Raw genomic sequence first — 20,688 nt, 5'->3', positions numbered from 1 at the left:
ACTTATTCATAATATTCGAATTTATTATATATAGTTGCTGTACTTGTATCGATTATTATATCATCTTTTCTAACTTCACTTACCATATTCCAAGTTAAGCAGTTATTATATTTATCCCATTCTTGGCAAGTACTATCATATTCTCTTATGTCGTCATACATACTGGTAAATATTTGCATTTGATGTAAGACTTTACCATTTTCGTCATAATTAAATTCTAACATAACTTCATTATTATCAATTGCTTTTAAGAGACGGCCTTCATTATCATAAGAATAATAAATTGTACTTCCCTGATTTTTAGCGCTAGATTCAATTATTGTTTCTGATGCAATCTTACTGCCATCATAAAAAATTTTTGAAAAATCAGTACCTATAAGTGATCCATCTCCATCATAGAAATGAGAGGTTTTATCTATTAGCTGGTTTTGATTGTTTTTACCATATACTTCATGAAGATAGAGGGTATAGATCTTGTGTAAACTCTTCAGCTGGTATTTATATTTAATATTGTAAGGTGTTGACATTCTTACAAGATTTGTTTCTATTCGCTCATGAATATATTCTTGTGTAGAAGAATCAAATTTAGTGAGAGAGCCACATTCATCAAATCGAACTTCACCTTTATAGGCTTTAAATCGACCTTTTTCAGGTAATGTGCTAGTGATGATGATGGATTTTATAGGCCCATAATAAAACTCTAACATGGCAGGCATATTATTAGACTGGTTCACTTGTTTTTGTGATTTGTCACAAGATGCTGGCATTGCAAATGCTGGGAGTGAAATAAAAAGTGTGTATAAAGAAAAAATAAAAAGAAGTGATAATTTCATATAATGAGTCATCTTAAATTTTATTAAAAGTGAACACGCTATAAAGCATATTCATCATTAATTGATTTAAGTAGTTTTACACAAATTGTTTTTTAATGAAAGTATCACGAAGGAGTATCTAACCATAGATAAGAAGATATGTAATAAATATAAAAACCAGTCTATTTTTGATGGTCTGATTTTTATATTATTAACTTAAAGTTGATACGAAAAATATAATATAAATATTATTCGTAGTAAATAAACTCGTTATGAAGCATGGCCTTACTAAAATTCACCACATCATCATCAAATTTAATCGTACTCTCAAGCTCCTCTTTTGAACAATTAGCAAATTTGTCCCATTCAAGGCAAGTCGTGATAAAGGCTTTATCTTCTCCATTAATGCCCTTGATATAGTTCGATTGTTTGATAGTTTTTCCTTCTGAATCATACTGATACTCTACATTTACTTTTCCGTCTTCTATTACGGATTGTAGTTTTCCTTGAGGATTGTAGGTGTATTCTGTTGTGATAGTCTCAGTTGTAGGATCAGATGATTTGCTAGTTTCTTTGATAATGCGACCATCTTTATAGTCGAATTGGCTGGTGATAGTATCTAGTAAAGTGCCATCATCTGCGTAATATTGAATGACTTTTTTGTTGAACCGGTTCTGTTCATCTTTATGATAGGTTTCTTGCATGTAGATAGAATGTGAGCCATAGGTATTTTTTACTTGAAATTGATATCGAATAACAGAAGGGTTATTCGGTAATGTCCTTATTAAATTAGTTTCTACATTGCCTTCAAGATACTCCTGCATTGATGTGCTATTTTTCAATAATTCTCCACATTCATCAAAGTGAATTTCGCCTTTTAGTGCTTTAAAACGTCCGTCGTGGGGGATGGTGCTTGTCATCGCGACTGATTTAACAGGACCGTTATAAGAAGTGAGTAATATAATATTGTTATTGGCGATATTGGTTTGTTTTTCAGTATCGGAGCATTGAGTTGAAGCCGCGATTGCTGAAAATGAGGAAACCGCATAAAGGGAAAGGATGATAAGGAGTAGTTGTAGTTTCATAAGACCGTCCATGTATATATACGTATTCAAGCTACATTTTGATTCATAAAATATAGGTCTAGTATAGGGAATTAGTTTGCTAAATTGTATAGATAAAATCCTATATGATTAACTGGTATATAAAGAAAAAATAATTTGGTACGTTCAGAACTGTTTTTGGGAGCATTAAGATGTCAAACGTGTTTTCTTTTATGACTGATATAGCAACTCTGGCTATTTTTGATTTACAAGCGATCCGACATAGAAAATCAGATACAGCAGATTGGTGGAGCATACCAGATGATGAATTAGAGGAAATGAACAAGGGTAATATTGCATTTATTGGGTTAGGTAATGATGGCTTTTACACAATAAATCTATGCGACAACATTGAAGAGCCTGATGTGAAAATAAACATAAGTTGTCCATCGGGTGAAGTTTTTATTGGTGCTGGAGAGGACACTACTGGAGGTGATTTAGAGCCAGATGATCCGCAATATCGTGCCGGTGATATTATCTCGTTACCAATAGGAAATTATGAGATTTCATTAAAAAAGGCAGCAAATATTGTTTTTATTTCTATCACTCCAAGTAAAGCGAAAGCAAATAAATTTGAGAATGTTTTACGTTTAGATTAAAGAAATATATAAATGGAAATATAAAAATATAATAACAAGTGAAAAATACCGTTATTTTAAATATCGTTCTTGTACTTTATTAACAAGTTAACAAATATAAATTAAATTATTTTTGGTTATATTTAGTATGATATAGCGAATGTTATGGTTATAAATAAAATTAATCAATTAATAAAATATTAATTGATTAATGTAGTTTGAATATCACTGAAGGAAAATAGTGATATAAATAATTCCATAGTAATAAAATAAATAATGGAAAGTTTTTCATTTGTAAATTTAAAAGCGGTTGATGAATTTATTGATCTTATTTTATTAAAAATGACAAATATCAATTTAAGGCAAATTAACGTTATTTTTAATATTAATCCTAATAAAATTAACGTTTTTTTGTTAAAAAATGTGTAATAGTCGTATTTTGACTATAAGAATATACTTAAAATCGAAAGATATATACGTATTAGCCTCTATATACGATGAAGATAGTTGCATTTTATGAGTAAATAAGTTGATAATCATGCATACTTAAATATTAGCACGTAATAAACATGAAATAAGCTTATTAAGCAATTATTATTTCGTGTCTGCCTTTTCATTTATTCAAACCCAAAAATAAACTTATTTAGATATATTACCGGAGAGAGTTTTATTATGAATAAAATGCTTCTTGCTGCGATGATCGCAGGTATTTTTTCATCAACAGTTTATGCAGCTTCTGATAATACCATTCGTTTTCAAGGTGAAGTTTCTGATGAAACTTGTACTGTAACTGTTAATGGTAATTCAGCACTTCCAGTTGTTTTATTACCAACAGTACCCGTAACGGCATTAGATACAGCGGGTAAAACAGCAGGCCAAACACCATTTACTATCGCAGTGAGTGGTTGTACTGGTTCTAAACCAACAGATACAAATATTAAAACAATTTTTATTGCTAATAATCTGACAACAGAAGGTCGTATTGGTAATACTGCGGCAAATAACAATGTTAGCTTAGAAATTATTGATCCTGCAAAAACAGGCACCAAGATTGATTTAACAGGTGTAGGTAACGAAGGTTTAGTGTTAAAAGCAAACGAAAAATCAGCATCTTATGATTATGCTGTACGTTATTACGCAGATGATGTTGCAACAGCAGGCAAAGTAGAAGGTAGCGTGCAGTACTCTATCTCTTATCAATAATGCTTATATGTCTCCTTTATATAAAGGAGACATTTCTATTTATATAAGAGGAAGATAAGTAATGAAAAAAATAATAATGTTAATTGCCGTATTTTTCTTAAGTTATAGCACAGCATCGTATTCTAGTGTCACAATGCTAAAAACACGCATTATCTATTCTTCAGATTCACGCTTTGAAGTTTTAAAGTTTATGAATAACGATGAAATTCCTTACATTATGCAAATATGGGCGGATAAAGATAATCCTAATTCAACTCCAGATAATGCAGATGCTCCTTTTATTATTCAGCCTCCTGTCTTTCGTATCGACCCAAAAACAGGGAGAGATGCACGATTAATTTATACGGGTGAAGGTTTACCACAAGATAAAGAATCTATTTTCTATTTAAATGTGGCGCAAATTCCACCTAAAGATTTGAATAAAGATATAAAAGAAGGAAATAGCTTTACGGTTATTGTGCATCATCGATTAAAAATATTTTATCGTCCAACAGCGATTATCTCTCAGCTAAATAATATCGAGAAACAAATATCATTCTCGAAAGAGAGCAATGGCAATATAAAAGTCAAAAATGATTCACCTTTCTTTGTGTCATTTGTACAACTTGAAGCTACTAATGCGTCAGGACAAAAATTTGCATTTAAATCAACTATGGTATCTCCATTATCAACGGAAATATTAACCGCTGAAAATGGAGGGAAACTTTCATTTTCACCCGATAAAATAACCTATAAATACCTTAATGATCTAGGTGGGCAAAACAGCGCAACAGATTTAATTCATTAATAAAAATGGCATTGAAATGAAATTCATAGAAAAAAGCATAACGCAATTAAATAAGAGAATAAAAGTCGTATTTATAATCGGCTCATTTTCTCTATTTATTCAATCAATGCCTTCTGCATTCGCAGATGACTATGAATTTGATCCTTCTCTATTATTAGGTAGCAAGAATAATATCAACATTAATCAGCTTCATGATAGTAATTATGTGGAGCCTGGTGATTACGATGTTGATATCTATATTAATAATCGTTTTCTTGAAAGAAAAACAGTGAGTTTTCAATTAAATGATAAAGGTAAAGTGATACCGTGTTTTAATCAACAACAGATTGATGAAATGGGCATTTTGCTTGATAACGAGATCAACCAAGATAATGGTCAATGTTTAGTATTAAACCAGATCAATAAAAACATTGTAGATTCGTTTGATGCTTCTAACTTTAGAATAATGATTGCAGTGCCTCAAATCTTATTAAAACGAAGACCACAAGGCTATGTTAATGAAGACGATTTAGATGCAGGCAACACCATGTTGTTCACCAATTATTCGGGTAATTACTATAAGAATAAATCGAACGGACAAACTTCAGACTATGGTTTTGGTAGTATCAACATGGGCGTAAATCTGGGAACTTGGCAATTTCGCCAACAGGCGTCTTACTCTTATAACTCATCGAAATCGGGAAGTAATAGTGAATTTAATTGGATAAGAACTTATCTACAAAAACCTTTATTGACATTAAAGTCGATGTTAGTTGTCGGCGATATTTATACAACAGGCGCACAATTTTCAAGTCTGGCATTTAAAGGTATTCAATTAATGTCTGATGAAAGAATGTTACCGGATTCTCAAAAAGGTTATGCACCTGTTATTCGCGGAATTGCGACGACTACGGCTCGTGTGGTGATAAAACAAAATGGTATTGAAATTTATCAAACGACAGTATCACCAGGGCAATTTGAAATAGATGACCTTTATCCAACCAGTTATGAAGGGGATTTATTAGTCGAGATTAACGAGAGTAATGGCAAAGTTTCTTCTTTCACTGTGCCATTCACTGCATTACCTGAGTCAGTAAGGGCAGGTCGTTTCAAATATAACTTTACTGCGGGTGAAGTGAATAATTTCGGTTCAGAAAATAGTTATTTTTCAGATGTCGCCTTGCAATATGGTATGAATAACACTGTAACATTAAATACCGGGGTGCGTGTAGGACATCAGTATCAGGCAGTATTTGTCGGTTCTGTTATTGCCACAAAATTAGGGGCAATAGGTTTTAATTCGGCATTTTCAAATGCTGAAGTGGGTGGCAAAAATTATCAAGGTGGGCGTTTAGGTATTAGTTATAGCCGTACTTTTAGCCCAACAAATACCGTTATTACACTCGCAGGCTATAAATATTCAACAGAGAATTTCCGCGAATATAATGATGTCTTGGGGTTAAGAAAAAGTGCAAGCAATGACATGGAATGGAATTCCAGCAGCTATAACCAAGAAAGCCAGTTTACACTTAGTGTTAATCAGTCTCTTGATAAGTGGGGGCAACTTTATATTTCAGGCTCTATCAGTAACTATTATGGTAATAAAGGGCATGATGCTCAGTATCAAATTGGTTATTCAAATACCTATAAAGATATTGCTTATAGCCTTGCCTATAGTCGCCAAAAAACGGGTCAAATGACAGCGAATAATACCTTCACACCAATAACAACGGATCCGATATCAGAAGATATGGTGATGTTATCTGTTTCTATGCCATTAGGACGTTCTGATTATTCACCAATGCTATCGTTATCTTCTAGCCATTCTAGTGATGATTCGAGTTATCAAACGAATTTATCAGGGCTTTTAGGAGAAGATAAAACACTTTCTTATAGTGTAAATGCAGATTACGACACACAAAATAGAGCGGTAGGCAGTGGTTTGCATTTAATAAAACAGCTTCCTTTTACTACGTTATCAGGCAGTATCTCTAGTGGTAAACATTACACTCAAGGTAGTGTTGGTATTCAAGGTGCGTTAGTTGCACATAGTGGGGGAGTAACGTTAGGGCCTCGTATTAGTGATTCTTTTGCTTTAGTAGAAGCAAAAGGTGCAAGTGGCGCGAGTGTGAGTAATGGTATGGGAGCACGTATAGATCCCTTTGGTTATGCCATAGTGCCTTCTCTTGTCCCTTACCAATATAATAATGTTAGTTTGGATGGGAAAAATATTAGAAATAATAATATTGAGCTATTGGAAAATACTAAACAAATAGCACCATATTCAGGTTCTAGTACCAAAATCGTTTTTAAAACCCAAGTCGGATACCCTGTATTGATTTCGGTTAAGCCTGCAAATTCATTGGCATTAGGTGAAAATGTTTATGATAAAGATAGACATATTGTTGGTATGGTGGGGCAAAGCAACCAAATTTATGTCAGGGTTGAAAATAGAAACGGGACGCTGACAGTCGGTAAAGATGAAGATAGTTGTCAAATTGCTTACTCAATACCAGAAGAGAAAGAAGCCGATAAACTCATTTTATTATCAGGTCAATGCTTATGAAATTAAATCGTTGTTTACTTTCTTGTCAGTCCTCTATTTTATTGGCGTTGATGCTATTTCCTTCTTTAGCTTTGGCAACATGTTATAAAATAACAACCACAACAACGAATCCTAATAGTTCGTATTATACCGAACCCGGCAAAGGTTCAGCGAAAAGTTGGGCTGGTGCAAGAGATGATTCTGGCTCAATGGGAAGTACGCCAAAAGTAATTAATGTCAATAACGACCAGTTTCAAGTTCCGGGTACATTAGTGGCAAGTGGCTTTGTCTCTTTTTTTGAGGCTGGTTATGAAGTTTATGATCCTGAACAAATATTATTTCGTTGCACCGCCGATGAAGAGGGTAAATTAAGAGAGTTTTACTCAACTAATGGCGACTATAACTATGGTGGCAAAAATTTAGTTAATCCAGCATTAGGCTTAAATGATACTTATATTAGTCTGGCAAGAGGGTTAGGCATTCGTATTAAAAACACCATTACAGGCGAATATTATAGTCGCTATTGGAAATCTCGCGCTTTAGATAATTTAGAAAGAGATAGTTTAGGATGGATCTTAGTAAAAGCAAAAAACTTTTCTAATATGGAAGTCGAGTTATTTAAGATTAACTATGAAAGAACAAATGATATGCCACCTGCACAATCAAGTAGTGGCTTAATTACTTTTATTAATCAACCGGCAGGTTATATCGCTTTTCAAAGTTCTAACTTCTCTTATTTATTAAAAGATGGTTCAGATCACGCGACAAACTATCATGGCTTTTATGCTTATTGGCCTGCGGCTGTAAACATGTCTCGCCGTATTTATATTCGTAATGCATCCACTTGTTTTGTGCGAAATGTTACGCCTTATGTTTCATTTCCATTGGTCACTATTAATGAGTTAGCAAGTGGTAAAAAAGTGACTTTACCTATTACGATTGATTTTTATTGCCAATTAACACCACCGGCGAGTGATGGTATGAGCAATATTTCCAGTGGGACGGGGGCAGGACAAACTGCAATGGGATTTTTACCCAGACCTGCAAATGTTAATAAGGCAATTGAATTAGGATTAACAGTACCTAATGGTGCTGCAATTACCCATTTAGTGACAGACGGTTATGGTACTGACTCAAGTATGGCAAAAGGGGTTGGTGTAAGAATATATCGCCCATCAGGTGTAGCATTAAATTTATTATCAACATTAGCTAATGAAGGACAAGGTGAGGGCTACGGTTGGTATCCTGTTTATGATGATGCTAGTTCGGTCTCATTTAATAATGGTATTGCTGATTTAACTAAAACATTATATGCCTCATTAGAAGCGTTACCGAGAGAGAAAATAACTGCGGGTAAATTTAATGCGACATTACAAGTGATTATACAGGTGCAATAAATATGAAAAGGATCAGTATTTTTATTCTGTTACTGTGTTTTTCGTTTATCGCCAAAGCGAATTTAGCATTAGATGGTTCAAGAGTGGTGCTTTATCACTCGGACAGAGAAGCATCATTAAATATAAAAAATGATGGTGAGTTTCCGGTGGTGGTTCAAACATGGGTGGATGATGGTAACCCAGAAAATACCCCAGAAACCATAACCGATGTTTCCGCTTTATCACTGCCACCAGTATTACAATTAAAATCGAGTGAATCACAACAGGTACGAGTGATTAATAAATTTACCAATACAGATAAAGAGAAAGAGACACTTTATTGGCTGAATTTATATGAAATAATGCCTAAACCAGCGAATAAAAAATATGATGAAGGTTTAATTAATGTCGTCGTTAGATTACAAGTAAAAGTATTCTATCGCCCTGATGATTTAGTTATGGCGATTTCCGATGTCAGTAGCGCTCTTATTTTTACGAAATCAGATAAACAGTTAACAATTGAAAACCCGACACCTTTTTATGTCACCATTAAATCAGCATCAAGTGAAAATGACCCTAATATTCTTATTCCTATGATAGCGCCATTTTCCAAGCAGCAAACCAACCTAGTGGATAGTAGAATAAATACCATTCACTATGTTTTGATAGATGATTTTGGTGGGGAATTTAAAGATAAAAAAGAGATAAAATAGACTTTCTGGCGGTTTGTATTGAATTATCTAGATAAACTAGATTAATTGTTTGTTTTGATTGATTCTATTTATTGTAAATTTGGATGAAAAATAAGCGGATGCTATTTTCTTTAATTGCCGTATTATTTTGAGTGTTTAACTTAAGATAAATGTGACACTTTCGCGACAGTTTTATTCCAAAAACAAAAAAGCCACTTATCTCTAAGTGGCTTATCTGCCTGATTTCTCAGCGTAAATTTGGTGGGTCGTGGGAGGCTCGAACTCCCGACCAATTGATTAAGAGTCAACTGCTCTACCGACTGAGCTAACAACCCGATGCGCTGATTATTCTCCTCTCAAATGCGTTGGTCAAGCGCTTATTTTGATTTTTTTTCAAATGGATAAAATATCGCCGAGTAAATTAAAGAAAGGATCTTATCTGGTTATCAAAGCATCATTCATTTTACTAAAAGTGATCTTTTCATTACTTATACTGAGATTTGTGTCACAATAATTTCGCAAACATATTACCGCGTCAAAAAATAAAATAGCGGTGAAAACAACATCGAAAATATGAAAACACTTCAGGTATTGTATGGAAGATCAAACAGAAATTTCTCCTCCCGTTAGAGTGAAAAATGCCACTCTACAGCGTGGGCTAACAAATCGTCATATTCAATTAATTGCTATTGGTGGTGCTATCGGTACTGGTCTATTTATGGGATCAGGGAAAACCATTTCGTTAGCTGGGCCATCAATTATTTTTGTCTATATGATAATTGGCTTTGTCTTGTTCTTTGTAATGAGAGCCATGGGCGAGCTGTTATTATCGAATTTAGAATATAAGTCATTTAGTGATTTTGCTGGTGATTTATTAGGGCCGTGGGCTGGCTTCTTTGTCGGTTGGACATATTGGTTTTGCTGGGTCATTACGGGTATTGCCGATATTGTAGCTATAACGTCTTATATTAGTTATTGGGCACCTAATTTTCCTGAGTGGGGTACATCCTTTATTTGTGTGCTGACATTGCTTATTTTAAATTTAGCGACAGTCAAGCTCTTCGGGGAAATGGAATTCTGGTTCTCCATGATAAAAATAACCGCAATTGTCTCTTTAATTATTGTAGGTATTGTTCTTATCAGTATTGGATTTGAATCTCCTGCAGGGCACACTGCCGCACTAGAAAATATTTGGAATGATGGAGGAATGTTCCCTAAAGGACTAAGTGGTTTTTTTGCTGGATTCCAAATTGCTATTTTTGCTTTTGTTGGGATTGAATTAGTCGGTACCGCTGCTGCAGAAACGCGTAATCCAGAAAAATCCTTACCAAAAGCTATTAACGCTATTCCTATCCGTATTATTACTTTTTACGTATTAGCATTAGCCATTATTATGTCGGTAACTCCGTGGCGTTCTATTTTGGCAGATAAAAGCCCATTCGTTGAGCTATTTGTTATGATAGGAATACCTGCAGCAGCGAGTTTAGTAAACTTTGTTGTATTAACAGCCGCTGCTTCTTCTGCGAATAGTGGGATATTTTCCACAAGCCGAATGTTATTTGGTTTATCTAAAGAAGGTGAAGCGCCAAAACAGTTTAGTCAATTATCTAAGCGTGCAGTACCTGCGAATGGACTGTTATTTACTAGCTTATGTCTGTCATGTGGAATTATATTAATTTACTTTATTCCTGATGTTATGCACGTATTTACCTTAGTAACAACAGTCTCGGCGTTATTATTTATGTTTATTTGGAGTATGATTTTATGCTCTTATTTGGCATATCGTAAAAAACGTCCACAATTGCATGAGAAGTCTATTTATAAAATGCCTTTAGGGATTATTATGTCGTGGCTATGTCTTGGATTTTTTGCATTTATGACTGTGCTATTAGCCTTTGAACATGATACTCGCCAAGCATTAAGTGTGACTCCGCTGTGGTTTATTGCATTAGCAGTTGGTTATCAATACGTTAAGAAGAACAAACAGAAAAACGCTGTTCAAAAATAACATAGCGACGACCACATCGATTACATAGTAAAACGAGAGAGCCTTATTATTTAATAAGGCTTTTTATTAAAAATAAAATGTCATTACTAATAAAATAATTAATAGTATCTAAAATAAAAAATTATCAAGAATAAAGCTTATATTTATTTTCATTTTTTTACTTATTATCATCATTAATTTGAGTGAAAAATAGGCGTTATTTTTCCGAAATAAAATATTTTTAAAATATGTTAACTACATCCAGCATTTTTCTAAAAATACACTATCCTACAATTAAAATAAAAGGAGACGGTATGTATAAGAATATTTTGGTTCCCATTGATATTGATGAAGATAACCTGATGAACAAAGCAATTCCGTTAGTGGAAAATATTGCAAAAAATGAAGATCCTTATGTTCACTTTTTGTATGTACTTCCTAAACTTCCACAATCTTCTTATTATCGACTTGTTATGAATGGTGATCAATTAGATCAAGGATGCTTAAAAACGTCTGCGGAAAAAGAACTTAAAAAAATAATCGAACGCTTTGATTTACCTGACGATAGAATGCAAACTCACATTTGTATTGGTACACCAAGAGATGCAATATTGCAGGTTGCTGATGAAGTGAATGCGGATTTAATTGTGATTGGTTCGCATAATCCAGAAGATGATTCATATCATATAGGTTCAACTGCCGCAGATATTACACGTTATGCAAAACGTTCTGTTATGGTAGTAAGAAAATAGAGTAGTAAGATAAGCCTAATGTGCTTATAAACGATAAATAAAAATATTTGCAGATTTAGTGATATCGCTGTTATGTTCCGTTTGTGCGTAACAGCGATTATGTGGCTCAAAAGGTAAAGCAATCACACAGATAGACAGCTTTTATATTTTGAACAAATTCTTTTTTTAATTACTATAAGTTATCTCCTGATAATAATTAAAAAATCCCTATGTTAACGATCACCGCATTGCTAGAAAACAAATCAATTAATCCTGAACTTAACCACTATCCTGGTTTGTCATTATTGTTGGAAGATGATGAGTGCCAAGCTAAAATTCTCTTTGATACTGGAAAAGACCTTACTTTTATTTCAAATGCCAAAAAGATGGGTATTGATTTAACCACATTGAAAACAATTGTTGTGTCTCATGGGCATTATGATCATTTTGGTGGACTTACGCATTTGCCAGTAGATTTTTTTACTCATAAACCACGAATTATCGCTCATCCTCATCTATTTTCTGTTCGTTATTCAGCACTTTTTTTAGGCAATAAAAATATTAAATTTAAGCGATTAACGCCTTTATTTGATCGCAAAAAACTTGAAGCACAGTTCTCTTTTGAATTAACACAAGCACCGTTAGCAATTGAAGATAACTTTGTTTATTCGGGACAAGTGACCCAACGTCAAGTGAATAAACGCTACGGTGTAATTATTCATGAATCAGGTGAAGAAGATGACTATGTTCTTGATGATAGCTTTGTTGTTTGGCAAGGAAAGAAAGGCTTAGTGATTATTACAGGTTGTAGTCACTCGGGTATTGAATCCATCATTGGACACGCGAAAAGAGTAACAGGAAATAACCAAATTCAAGCGATTGTAGGAGGGTTGCATTTACGTTGTGCAACACCATCAGCATTGCAGCGTGCGAAAAAAGCCATAGATACAAATATTGATGTTTATGGATGCCATTGCACTGGTGTATTAGGACGAAAATATCTTAATGCGAAAGATTTTAATGCAGGGCAGTCTTTATCTTTTGAATAAAAACAAACGATAAAATTTATATCCTCACTTTAGGAATAGTGTGAGGATATGAAATAAAAAGGAGAATAGATTGCTTAAAGTGAATCAAAAATTCGCTGATAAATAACTTTTATAACGTGATCTTTTTTCTTATTATATTGATATACGTTTTCAACATCTTCTTTTGCATTAAGTTTTGCATCGATATACAGCTCTCTATCTTCTTTATGGTTAATTAACCAATCTCTAAATAAAATATGTCTAAGATGTTCAGGACAATTAGGCGCAAATACATGTAAATTCACCTTAGGTGTTTCTAGTTTCAACATACGATGTTGATACCACGAAGGCTCTCTTACTGTAAGTTTATAGCCTAACTGATTTAACCAAGGAATATAGCTGGGTTCATCAGCGGGATCTGCAACAATTAAGTCAATATCAATGATTGGTTTCGCATCTAACTCAGGTACTGCTGTTGAGCCAATATGTTCAATGGCTAAACATTTATCTTTTAATTTTTGGATAATATTTTCTTTTTGTTGATTAAATAATGTTACCCATAATTTATTATACGGTTCAATCTTTATTACACTTGGTGTTGGTTTTCCATTTATCCACGGATTTTCATCAGGAGAACCTTCTTCAAATGTACAGATTTTCTGTTTTAGTTCTTGATTCATAAGTGTCTAATTTAAGGTTTGGAAGATAGAGAATGAAAATAAATGTATTGGAATTAAATTAGAATAAAAGCAGAAATAGCGATAAAAAAGACCTGAAATTTTATTTTTTTAGTCTGTATTCTAACAAGTTAGCTCTTTTAAATGAAAAAATTAAGGCACATTTAGTGCTATTTATAATGAAGAAAATTGCAGACTTCTTTTGGCAATAAATAATCAAGTATTATTTATTGCCAAAAGAAAAGAAGGTGAGTGATTTTACTTGCGGATGACCATTACTGAACGTGACGTATTATTCACTATATAATCTGCTGTAGAACCCAGCAATATATTGCGTTTATTGCGTGAGCTGGAACCTATAATAAGGGTATCTGCATCAATTTTTTCTGCTAATTCTAGAATATTGTAATTAGGCGTACCAATAACGGCATGACATTGGTATTGTTCTTTGGGTAAGTTAAATTGTTGTTTTACACATTGTTCTAATTTTTCAGTTAATAGAACTAAAGCTTGTTGCTTTTTCTCAACGACAGACGTGCTATCACAATTAAGCCCATAAGCTTCTAAAGAGCGTAAATTAGGCATAACTGTAATGAAATGGAAATAATTTTCTGGTTTCCTAGCTAGGAAGTGAATATCTTCGATCATGCGCTGAATTCTGCTATCTTCTAATAAATCAATTGCAACGAGGTATTTGTTAGCCATAGTGTGCCTTTTCAATAAATTAGCCCTTAAATTAAGTATAAGTAAATTGGCTTACAAGTTGAAATTTAAAAGTAAATATTGCGATTATTGCATCATTATTCTTGGCTTTTTGGCTCTAAAAGATAAAAAATAGTGTGATGAATGCATAAATCCATTAAAATTTAGCCAAATTGCCTAATAGGCCTTTTATCATTTTTTACACATCATGGAATGATCCCACTAGGTTATAGTTTATATGAGAAAATCAAGCGAAGACTTACTGAAATGTATTGCCACTATATTACAGTGGGTACTTAATATTGGATTACTTATTTTAGCGATTGTATTGGTTAGTTTTCTTATCAAAGAAACTTACGTAATTGCTTCATTATTATTTAATTTAGGTGCAGAAGAGTCGTCTTATCAATTGCTAGAAGGTATTTTGATCTACTTTCTTTATTTTGAGTTTATTGCACTTATTGTTAAGTATTTTTTATCTGGCGGACATTTCCCTCTTAGATATTTTATTTATATTGGAATAACGGCAATCGTACGTTTAATTATTGTTGAGCATAAAGACTCTGTTGATACGCTAATTCAGTCAGGTGCAATTTTGCTGTTAGTTATTGCGTTATTTATCGCTAACACTGAAAAACTTAAACGAACTTGATTTGCCTATAAGTTGTGGCTGTTAAGTGACTTAGCATAGAAAGCATGATTTAAGATTAAAAATAAAGAGTAAGGTTTTCCGCAATATTGGGAGAGGTATGTTATTATCTCTCCCAATTTTATTCTGGGTTACACAAAAAATATTACTATGTCCTATCAATGTCCATTATGTTATCAGGCACTTTCTCTTCAAGCTCACAGTTGGGTCTGTGACAATAATCATCAGTTCGATTGTGCTAAAGAAGGGTATGTAAATCTGTTACCGGTGCAATTTAAGCGCTCAAAAGAGCCTGGTGATAGCGCTGAAATGATCAACGCACGCCGTGAGTTTTTAGATGCGGGTTTTTACCAGCCAATGCGAGATAAAGTGGCTGAGTTAATACAAACATTATTGCCTGAAGATAACAGTGTTGTATTGGATATTGGTTGTGGTGAGGGCTATTACACCAATCAGTTTTATCAAAATCTAAAATCACATAACCCGCAAGTGTATGGTTTAGATGTTTCTAAAGTTGCGATTAAATATGCAGCTAAACGTTATTCATCAATTCACTTTTGTGTAGCTTCAAGTCAACGTTTACCTTTTTGTGATGCTTCTTTAAATGCGGTTGTGCGTATTTACGCCCCTTGTAATAGTGATGAGTTAGCAAGAGTTATTGTGCACAATGGTTATATCATTACTGTTACACCAGCCCCTCGTCATCTCTATCAGTTAAAAGCACTGATTTATTCAGAAGTACATCTTCATCCATTAAAAGAAGAATATTTTGATGGATTTAATAAAGTATCTGAACATCAAGTTGCTTATATGATGAATTTAAACGGCAAGCAGGCTTTTGATTTATTACAAATGACACCATTTGCATGGCGTGCAAGTGAAGAAGTAAAACAGTCATTAGCGGAAAATAAAAATTTTGAATGTGAAACCGATTTTTTAATTCGTGTTTACCAACGTCATGCTTAATCACGCGAAATTAAAAATATTTTATTAAATTAATAAAAAAGCTTAGGTTGTAATATTTCAAACCTAAGCTTTCCAATATATTTTATTAGCGATTATTTGGCGTACATAAATAATTCTAAATGTTCGAAGACAATATTAAAGCCGATTGCAATTAATACGATCCCACCGATAATTTCTGCTTTTTTTCCAAGTACTGGACCAATATAACGGCCAATTAGCATACCCAGAGTTGCCATAATCATAGTCATCATACCAATCGTCATTGCGGTATGAACAATATTGACTTGAAGGAACGCTAAACCGACACCAATTGCCATTGCATCAAGGCTTGTTGCAATACCTGTTGCGATTAAAGACAGTGAGCCGTGGCGTTGTGGGGCATCTTCTTCACAAGGGCAATCATCATCACGTTTTAAGCTTTGGTAAATCATTCGGCTACCAAGAACAAACAGTAATCCAAAGGCAACCCAGTGATCCCATTGAATAATATATTGGCTAGTATATAAACCTAGTGCCCAACCAATAACGGGTGTGCTGGCTTCAATAATACCGAATATAAATCCAGTGCGGAGTGCTTCACGAAAACGAGGTTTGTGTAATGTGGCACCTTTACAGACTGCAACAGCAAATGCGTCCATAGAAAGGGCAAGGGCGAGAATGATAGTTGCGTAGAAACTCATAATAAAGCCTCGGTTGGGGTATTTCCATATACACACAATTGACCCCCAACCAAAGAAGTACAATCATGTGTCTATGGTCTTGCCAACCGTATTACGGCATCTGCACCACGCTAAATGAAAATAAGCGAGTATGTTGATACAGATTTCTTAAAATAATGTTTTTTATTTTAAGACAGGCTACTCCCCAATGACTTGGTGCAGAAGATAACATATTATTTTCGAAAGGCAACATATTATTTATTATATTTCAAAGATGATATTGATAATAATTATCATTATTAAGTTTGGCGGTTTTAAATATATTGTAAATAATAATCGGATGTTAAAAAAATGATAAATTTCAATATGATGAATAATTAACCACATAATAAACAATGGATTTTAATTCTTTTTATAATAAGAAATTAGTTTTTTTATAGAAATAAATACACCTAAAAATTATAAGATTTATTATTTATAAAATTAAATGCATACTAAATGAGCCTATATTTAATGCGTATATTTAATACGTATATTTAATACTTATGTTTAATATAGAAAAATAAGAAATTTTTAAATTATAGAAAGATATACGACTTAATTTTAAATGGTTACTTTATGATTATTATCTTTAGTTATCTAAGGGTTAAGCGATGATTAAAAATAAAGTAGCTAAAATAAAAAAGCCATTCATTTTGAATGGCTTTTTCCGTCTAAATAATGCTAATTAGTCACACTGGACTTTGATTGCAAGACCACCGCGTGATGTTTCACGGTATTTAGCATTCATGTCCTTACCTGTTTCATACATGGTTTCAATGACTTTATCGAGAGAAACACGAGGTTCACTGGTACGACGGATTGCCATACGTGCAGCATTAACGGCTTTAACTGAAGCAATAGCATTACGTTCAATACAAGGAACTTGAACTTGACCTGCAACTGGGTCACAAGTTAAACCAAGATTGTGTTCCATACCGATTTCAGCAGCAATACAGACTTGTTCAGGGCTTCCACCTAATAATTCAGCAAGACCCGCAGCCGCCATTGAACAAGCTACGCCAACTTCACCTTGGCAACCTACTTCAGCACCTGAAATAGAAGCATTCATTTTGTAAAGAATACCAATTGCACCAGATGCTAAGAAATAACGTAAGTAGGTTTCTTGTGTAACAGGTTCGATGCAACGATCGTAATAAGCCAATACCGCAGGAACAATACCACATGCACCATTTGTTGGTGCTGTGACCACGCGTCCACCTGCTGCGTTTTCTTCATTAACTGCCAGTGCAAACATATTGATAAGATCAACGACTTTCATTGGATCGTTTGACAGGCTGTTGCTTGATGTTAATAAGCGATTTAATGCAGCTGCACGACGAGGTACGCGTAATGGCCCCGGTAATACGCCTTCTGTATTTAAACCGTGTTCAATACACTCTTGCATTGTTTTATAAACATCAGCGAAATAAGCATTAATTTCTGCTTGAGTATGCAGATCTAGCTCATTTTTCATCATTAAGCTAGAAATGGATAAACCTGTTTCTTTACAGTGTCTTAATAACTCTTCTGCACTTGCATAAGGGTATGAAACTGGCTTGCTATTTAATGTTGATTTACCAAAATTTTCTTCATCAACGATAAAACCACCACCAATAGAGTAGTAAGTTTTTCTATAGACTTCTTTGTCGCCTGCAAAAGCATGGATTGTCATACCATTTTCATGTAATGACAGATTATCATTACTGAAATGCATACTTTCTGCTGGGAAATCGACCACTTTTAGGCCGTTTGCTAATGATAGCTTGCCAGTTTCTTCAACTTCACGAATAAAACCGGGAATGCTGTCAATATCGACAGTAGCTGGTGCGTTACCTGCTAACCCCATGATAATTGCGATATCAGTATGGTGACCTTTGCCTGTCAAAGACAAGGAGCCGTAAACATCAACAGCTACGCGAGTGACAGACGCAATCAATTCCTGGCTGACTAAATCATCGACAAATTCTTTACCCGCTTTCATTGGCCCTACGGTGTGAGAGCTAGATGGTCCGATGCCCACTTTAAACATGTCGAAAACGCTAATCACGTCAGACTCCTTAATAATAAGAGAGAGGGTTAAAAAGAATAAAATATAGTTATTTATAGTAAAGGGATCGTTTTTACGATTATATCGTCCCGTTAATGATGTAGTTTACAACATTTTTTTAAAATAGCTAAGTAGAGTTGTGAAGGCGGTGATAAAAAGCACAGGCTGAATATAAAATAGTGCATTAAGTAATATGTAAAGCGAGTCTATGTAAAATAGCAGCGGTTAATCCCCAAACAAGACGTCCATTATAGGGATAAAAGTAGATACGATGATTTTTACCAGCATGACGAAAATCTAATGGTTGATAATGTTGGGCATTAAGTACATGACTTAGTGGCATTTCAAAGATATAGGCGACTTCAGCAGGATTATGGCGTAATGGTAAACCTGCAGGAATAACACCCACAATTGGAGTGACTAAATATCCGCTAGAACTTTGTAAAGGGGCTAACTGACCAATAACGGATACTGCATTGGGTGGAATAGCCACTTCTTCATGTGCTTCCCTTAGTGCAGTTGCAATAAGGCTACTATCCTCAGGGTCACGTTTACCGCCGGGTAACGCGACTTGCCCTGCATGAGAGCGTAACGTTGATGCACGCTCAGTTAATAATAATGTTGGGTTAGGTTTATTGATAATCGGCAGCAAGACGGCCGCCGATTTTTGGGCATGAAGAGGTTGATTTACCTTGTCATCAGGTAATGTGAGTTGAAAACGATTGATAAAAGTATCAATGGGTGTCATCGATAGTAGACTCACTTAAAACAGTTAATATTTGCCCAAGTTTATCGAATGTTTCTTGGTACTCTTTGTCAGCAACGCTATCAGCAACAATACCACCACCTGCCCAGCAGTAAATTTTATTTTTTTCAGTCAATAAAGTGCGGATGCTGATATTGGTGTCCATTGTGCCACAAAAACTGATATAACCAATTGCACCACAGTATCCATGACGACGATGAGGTTCAAGTTCTTCAATGATCTCCATCGCTCTGATTTTTGGTGCTCCAGTGATAGAACCTCCGGGGAAAGCTGCTCTTAATAAGTCAGTTGCTGCTAAATGAGAAGGTAACTGTGCTGTAATTGTACTGACTAAATGATGTACTGCAGGGAAGCGCTCAACAATAAATAACTCTGGCACTTTTACTGAACCTGTTATTGCAACTTTACCAATATCATTACGCATTAAATCAACAATCATTAAATTTTCAGCGCGATCTTTACGCGAATTTGCTAATTGTTGTGCTTGTTCATCATCTTCTTCTGGCAATGCTTTACGAGGTAGCGTTCCCTTTATTGGGCGTGTTTCTATTTTATTATCAGCTAAATGAATAAAACGTTCAGGTGAAACACTAATCACAAAATTGTTGGGTAAACACATAAAAGAAGAGAATGGCGCTTTATTAGCTTGATTCAATGTTAAGAACGCATCCCATTCGCTACCTGTATAATTCGCACAAAAACGTTGAGCCAAATTAACTTGATAGCAGTCACCCGAAAGTAAGTATTGATGAATTTTAGCAATTTTATCGTTATATTCATCATTGCTAATGTTTGATTGCCAATCAGTTGTTAAAGCAAATGTAGTATCAATAGATGTGGATGCTTGGTTTTCTAACCACTGTAAACGCTCATTAATATTGTGATAGCTAATTAAAGTGGCTTTTTTTAAATGGTGATCAACAATAAGTGCCCAATCATAAATACCAATCGCCATATCTGCGAAATTAAGTTCATTTTTCGCTATTTCAGGTAAAGTTTCAAAACGACGGCCTAAGTCATAACTCCAAATACCTAAAGCACCTCCCAAGAAAGGCAACGATTCATTATGCTCTGGGTGGAAATTGAATTGTTCTAACGCAGATTGAATAAGTGTAAAGGGATCTTTTTTAGAACGTTTCACTGCACCATTTTTTTCTTTAATGGTTGTTGTTTGCTTACGCGTTTCCAAAGTTACAGCCGGGTCAGAGACAACAATATCAAAACGGTTATGAGGATGTTCGGCAAAGCCAGAATGAAGTAAACTAGACCAAGGCAATGACGCAATAGGAGAAAATACCCGTAATGCTAGATCAGGGGTATAAGTTAATTCACGTTGTTGTAATTGCATATCCATCTTAT

19 protein-coding genes, 1 tRNA gene and 1 riboswitch are annotated in these 20,688 nt (G+C 34.3%); of the genes, 11 read left to right on the top strand and 9 right to left on the bottom strand.

The window, feature by feature from the left end; all coding sequences use genetic code 11:
* Positions 1-2: 2 nt before the first annotated feature.
* Both C0T34_RS02625 and C0T34_RS02620 read right to left on the bottom strand, forming a co-directional pair.
* Entirely contained in the window at positions 3-833 is an 831-nt protein-coding gene (locus C0T34_RS02625) for a hypothetical protein (protein WP_098942454.1), read from the bottom strand.
* Between the two features lie 227 nt (positions 834-1,060).
* Positions 1,061-1,909, bottom strand: coding sequence for a hypothetical protein (locus tag C0T34_RS02620; RefSeq protein WP_109849662.1), 849 nt, complete (start codon positions 1,907-1,909; stop codon positions 1,061-1,063).
* A 158-nt stretch (positions 1,910-2,067) separates the two neighbouring features.
* On the opposite strand from C0T34_RS02620, the gene C0T34_RS02615 reads away from it, so the two are divergent.
* The 6 genes from C0T34_RS02615 to C0T34_RS02590 all read left to right on the top strand — a co-directional run bounded on the left by C0T34_RS02615 (position 2,068) and on the right by C0T34_RS02590 (position 9,096).
* Positions 2,068-2,514 carry a DUF6386 family protein gene (locus C0T34_RS02615; protein WP_098942456.1) on the top strand — a complete coding sequence of 149 codons (447 nt, stop codon included), beginning with the start codon at positions 2,068-2,070 and terminating at the stop codon, positions 2,512-2,514.
* A 651-nt stretch (positions 2,515-3,165) separates the two neighbouring features.
* Positions 3,166-3,696 (top strand): fimbrial protein, encoded by a 531-nt coding sequence (locus C0T34_RS02610; RefSeq protein WP_075674142.1) that lies wholly within the window; start codon positions 3,166-3,168, stop codon positions 3,694-3,696.
* 61 nt (positions 3,697-3,757) lie between these two features.
* The gene (locus C0T34_RS02605; RefSeq protein ID WP_109849661.1) at positions 3,758-4,483 is read left to right on the top strand and encodes a molecular chaperone; all 726 of its coding nucleotides are present in this window, start codon (positions 3,758-3,760) and stop codon (positions 4,481-4,483) included.
* Between the two features lie 16 nt (positions 4,484-4,499).
* Positions 4,500-7,028, top strand: coding sequence for a fimbria/pilus outer membrane usher protein (locus C0T34_RS02600; RefSeq protein ID WP_109849660.1), 2,529 nt, complete (start codon positions 4,500-4,502; stop codon positions 7,026-7,028).
* Positions 7,025-8,404, top strand: a complete 1,380-nt coding sequence (locus C0T34_RS02595) for a fimbrial protein (protein ID WP_226892283.1) — start codon at positions 7,025-7,027, stop codon at positions 8,402-8,404. Before C0T34_RS02600 ends, C0T34_RS02595 begins: the two co-directional genes overlap by 4 nt.
* Before the next feature lie 2 nt (positions 8,405-8,406).
* The gene (locus C0T34_RS02590; RefSeq protein ID WP_098942459.1) at positions 8,407-9,096 is read left to right on the top strand and encodes a molecular chaperone; all 690 of its coding nucleotides are present in this window, start codon (positions 8,407-8,409) and stop codon (positions 9,094-9,096) included.
* 238 nt (positions 9,097-9,334) lie between these two features.
* Here the strand turns inward: C0T34_RS02590 and C0T34_RS02585 are convergent.
* Positions 9,335-9,410 (bottom strand) — tRNA-Lys (locus C0T34_RS02585).
* Between the two features lie 260 nt (positions 9,411-9,670).
* Between C0T34_RS02585 and cycA the strand changes: the two genes are divergently transcribed.
* The 3 genes from cycA to C0T34_RS02570 all read left to right on the top strand — a co-directional run bounded on the left by cycA (position 9,671) and on the right by C0T34_RS02570 (position 12,842).
* Complete coding sequence (cycA, locus tag C0T34_RS02580) at positions 9,671-11,083, top strand: D-serine/D-alanine/glycine transporter (RefSeq protein WP_098942460.1); 1,413 nt, start codon at positions 9,671-9,673, stop codon at positions 11,081-11,083.
* Positions 11,084-11,376: 293 nt separating this feature from the next.
* Positions 11,377-11,814, top strand: coding sequence for a universal stress protein (locus C0T34_RS02575; RefSeq protein WP_075674138.1), 438 nt, complete (start codon positions 11,377-11,379; stop codon positions 11,812-11,814).
* A gap of 209 nt (positions 11,815-12,023) precedes the next feature.
* On the top strand, positions 12,024-12,842 hold the full coding sequence (locus C0T34_RS02570; RefSeq protein WP_098942461.1) for an MBL fold metallo-hydrolase: 819 nt from the start codon (positions 12,024-12,026) through the stop codon (positions 12,840-12,842).
* A 74-nt stretch (positions 12,843-12,916) separates the two neighbouring features.
* On the opposite strand, the gene C0T34_RS02565 is transcribed toward C0T34_RS02570, so the two are convergent.
* The gene (locus tag C0T34_RS02565; protein WP_109849659.1) at positions 12,917-13,501 is read right to left on the bottom strand and encodes a GrpB family protein; all 585 of its coding nucleotides are present in this window, start codon (positions 13,499-13,501) and stop codon (positions 12,917-12,919) included.
* A 255-nt stretch (positions 13,502-13,756) separates the two neighbouring features.
* Positions 13,757-14,203, bottom strand: coding sequence for a universal stress protein (locus tag C0T34_RS02560; RefSeq protein ID WP_098942463.1), 447 nt, complete (start codon positions 14,201-14,203; stop codon positions 13,757-13,759).
* A gap of 235 nt (positions 14,204-14,438) precedes the next feature.
* On the opposite strand from C0T34_RS02560, the gene psiE reads away from it, so the two are divergent.
* Positions 14,439-14,852: a phosphate-starvation-inducible protein PsiE gene (psiE, locus tag C0T34_RS02555; protein ID WP_023581865.1), complete on the top strand. Its 414-nt coding sequence runs from the start codon at positions 14,439-14,441 to the stop codon at positions 14,850-14,852.
* Positions 14,853-14,999: 147 nt separating this feature from the next.
* Positions 15,000-15,815: a 23S rRNA (guanine(745)-N(1))-methyltransferase gene (gene rlmA / locus C0T34_RS02550; protein WP_098942464.1), complete on the top strand. Its 816-nt coding sequence runs from the start codon at positions 15,000-15,002 to the stop codon at positions 15,813-15,815.
* Between the two features lie 92 nt (positions 15,816-15,907).
* Here rlmA and mntP read toward each other — a convergent pair whose 3' ends face one another.
* The 4 genes from mntP to pabB form a co-directional block, all read right to left on the bottom strand.
* Positions 15,908-16,495 (bottom strand): manganese efflux pump MntP, encoded by a 588-nt coding sequence (gene mntP / locus C0T34_RS02545; protein WP_098942465.1) that lies wholly within the window; start codon positions 16,493-16,495, stop codon positions 15,908-15,910.
* An 85-nt stretch (positions 16,496-16,580) separates the two neighbouring features.
* Positions 16,581-16,693, bottom strand: a riboswitch (yybP-ykoY riboswitch).
* A gap of 508 nt (positions 16,694-17,201) precedes the next feature.
* Positions 17,202-18,563 (bottom strand): L-serine ammonia-lyase, encoded by a 1,362-nt coding sequence (locus tag C0T34_RS02540; protein ID WP_098942466.1) that lies wholly within the window; start codon positions 18,561-18,563, stop codon positions 17,202-17,204.
* A gap of 184 nt (positions 18,564-18,747) precedes the next feature.
* Complete coding sequence (locus C0T34_RS02535) at positions 18,748-19,311, bottom strand: CoA pyrophosphatase (RefSeq protein WP_098942467.1); 564 nt, start codon at positions 19,309-19,311, stop codon at positions 18,748-18,750.
* Positions 19,298-20,683 (bottom strand): aminodeoxychorismate synthase component 1, encoded by a 1,386-nt coding sequence (pabB, locus tag C0T34_RS02530; RefSeq protein WP_098942468.1) that lies wholly within the window; start codon positions 20,681-20,683, stop codon positions 19,298-19,300. Before pabB ends, C0T34_RS02535 begins: the two co-directional genes overlap by 14 nt.
* Between the last annotated feature and the right edge of the window lie 5 nt (positions 20,684-20,688).

The organism is Proteus sp. CA142267 (assembly GCF_003336825.1).
Classification (GTDB): domain Bacteria; phylum Pseudomonadota; class Gammaproteobacteria; order Enterobacterales; family Enterobacteriaceae; genus Proteus; species Proteus terrae.
The sequence above is the reverse complement of the archived record's forward strand: the minus strand, read 5'-3'. Positions and strand labels throughout refer to the sequence as shown.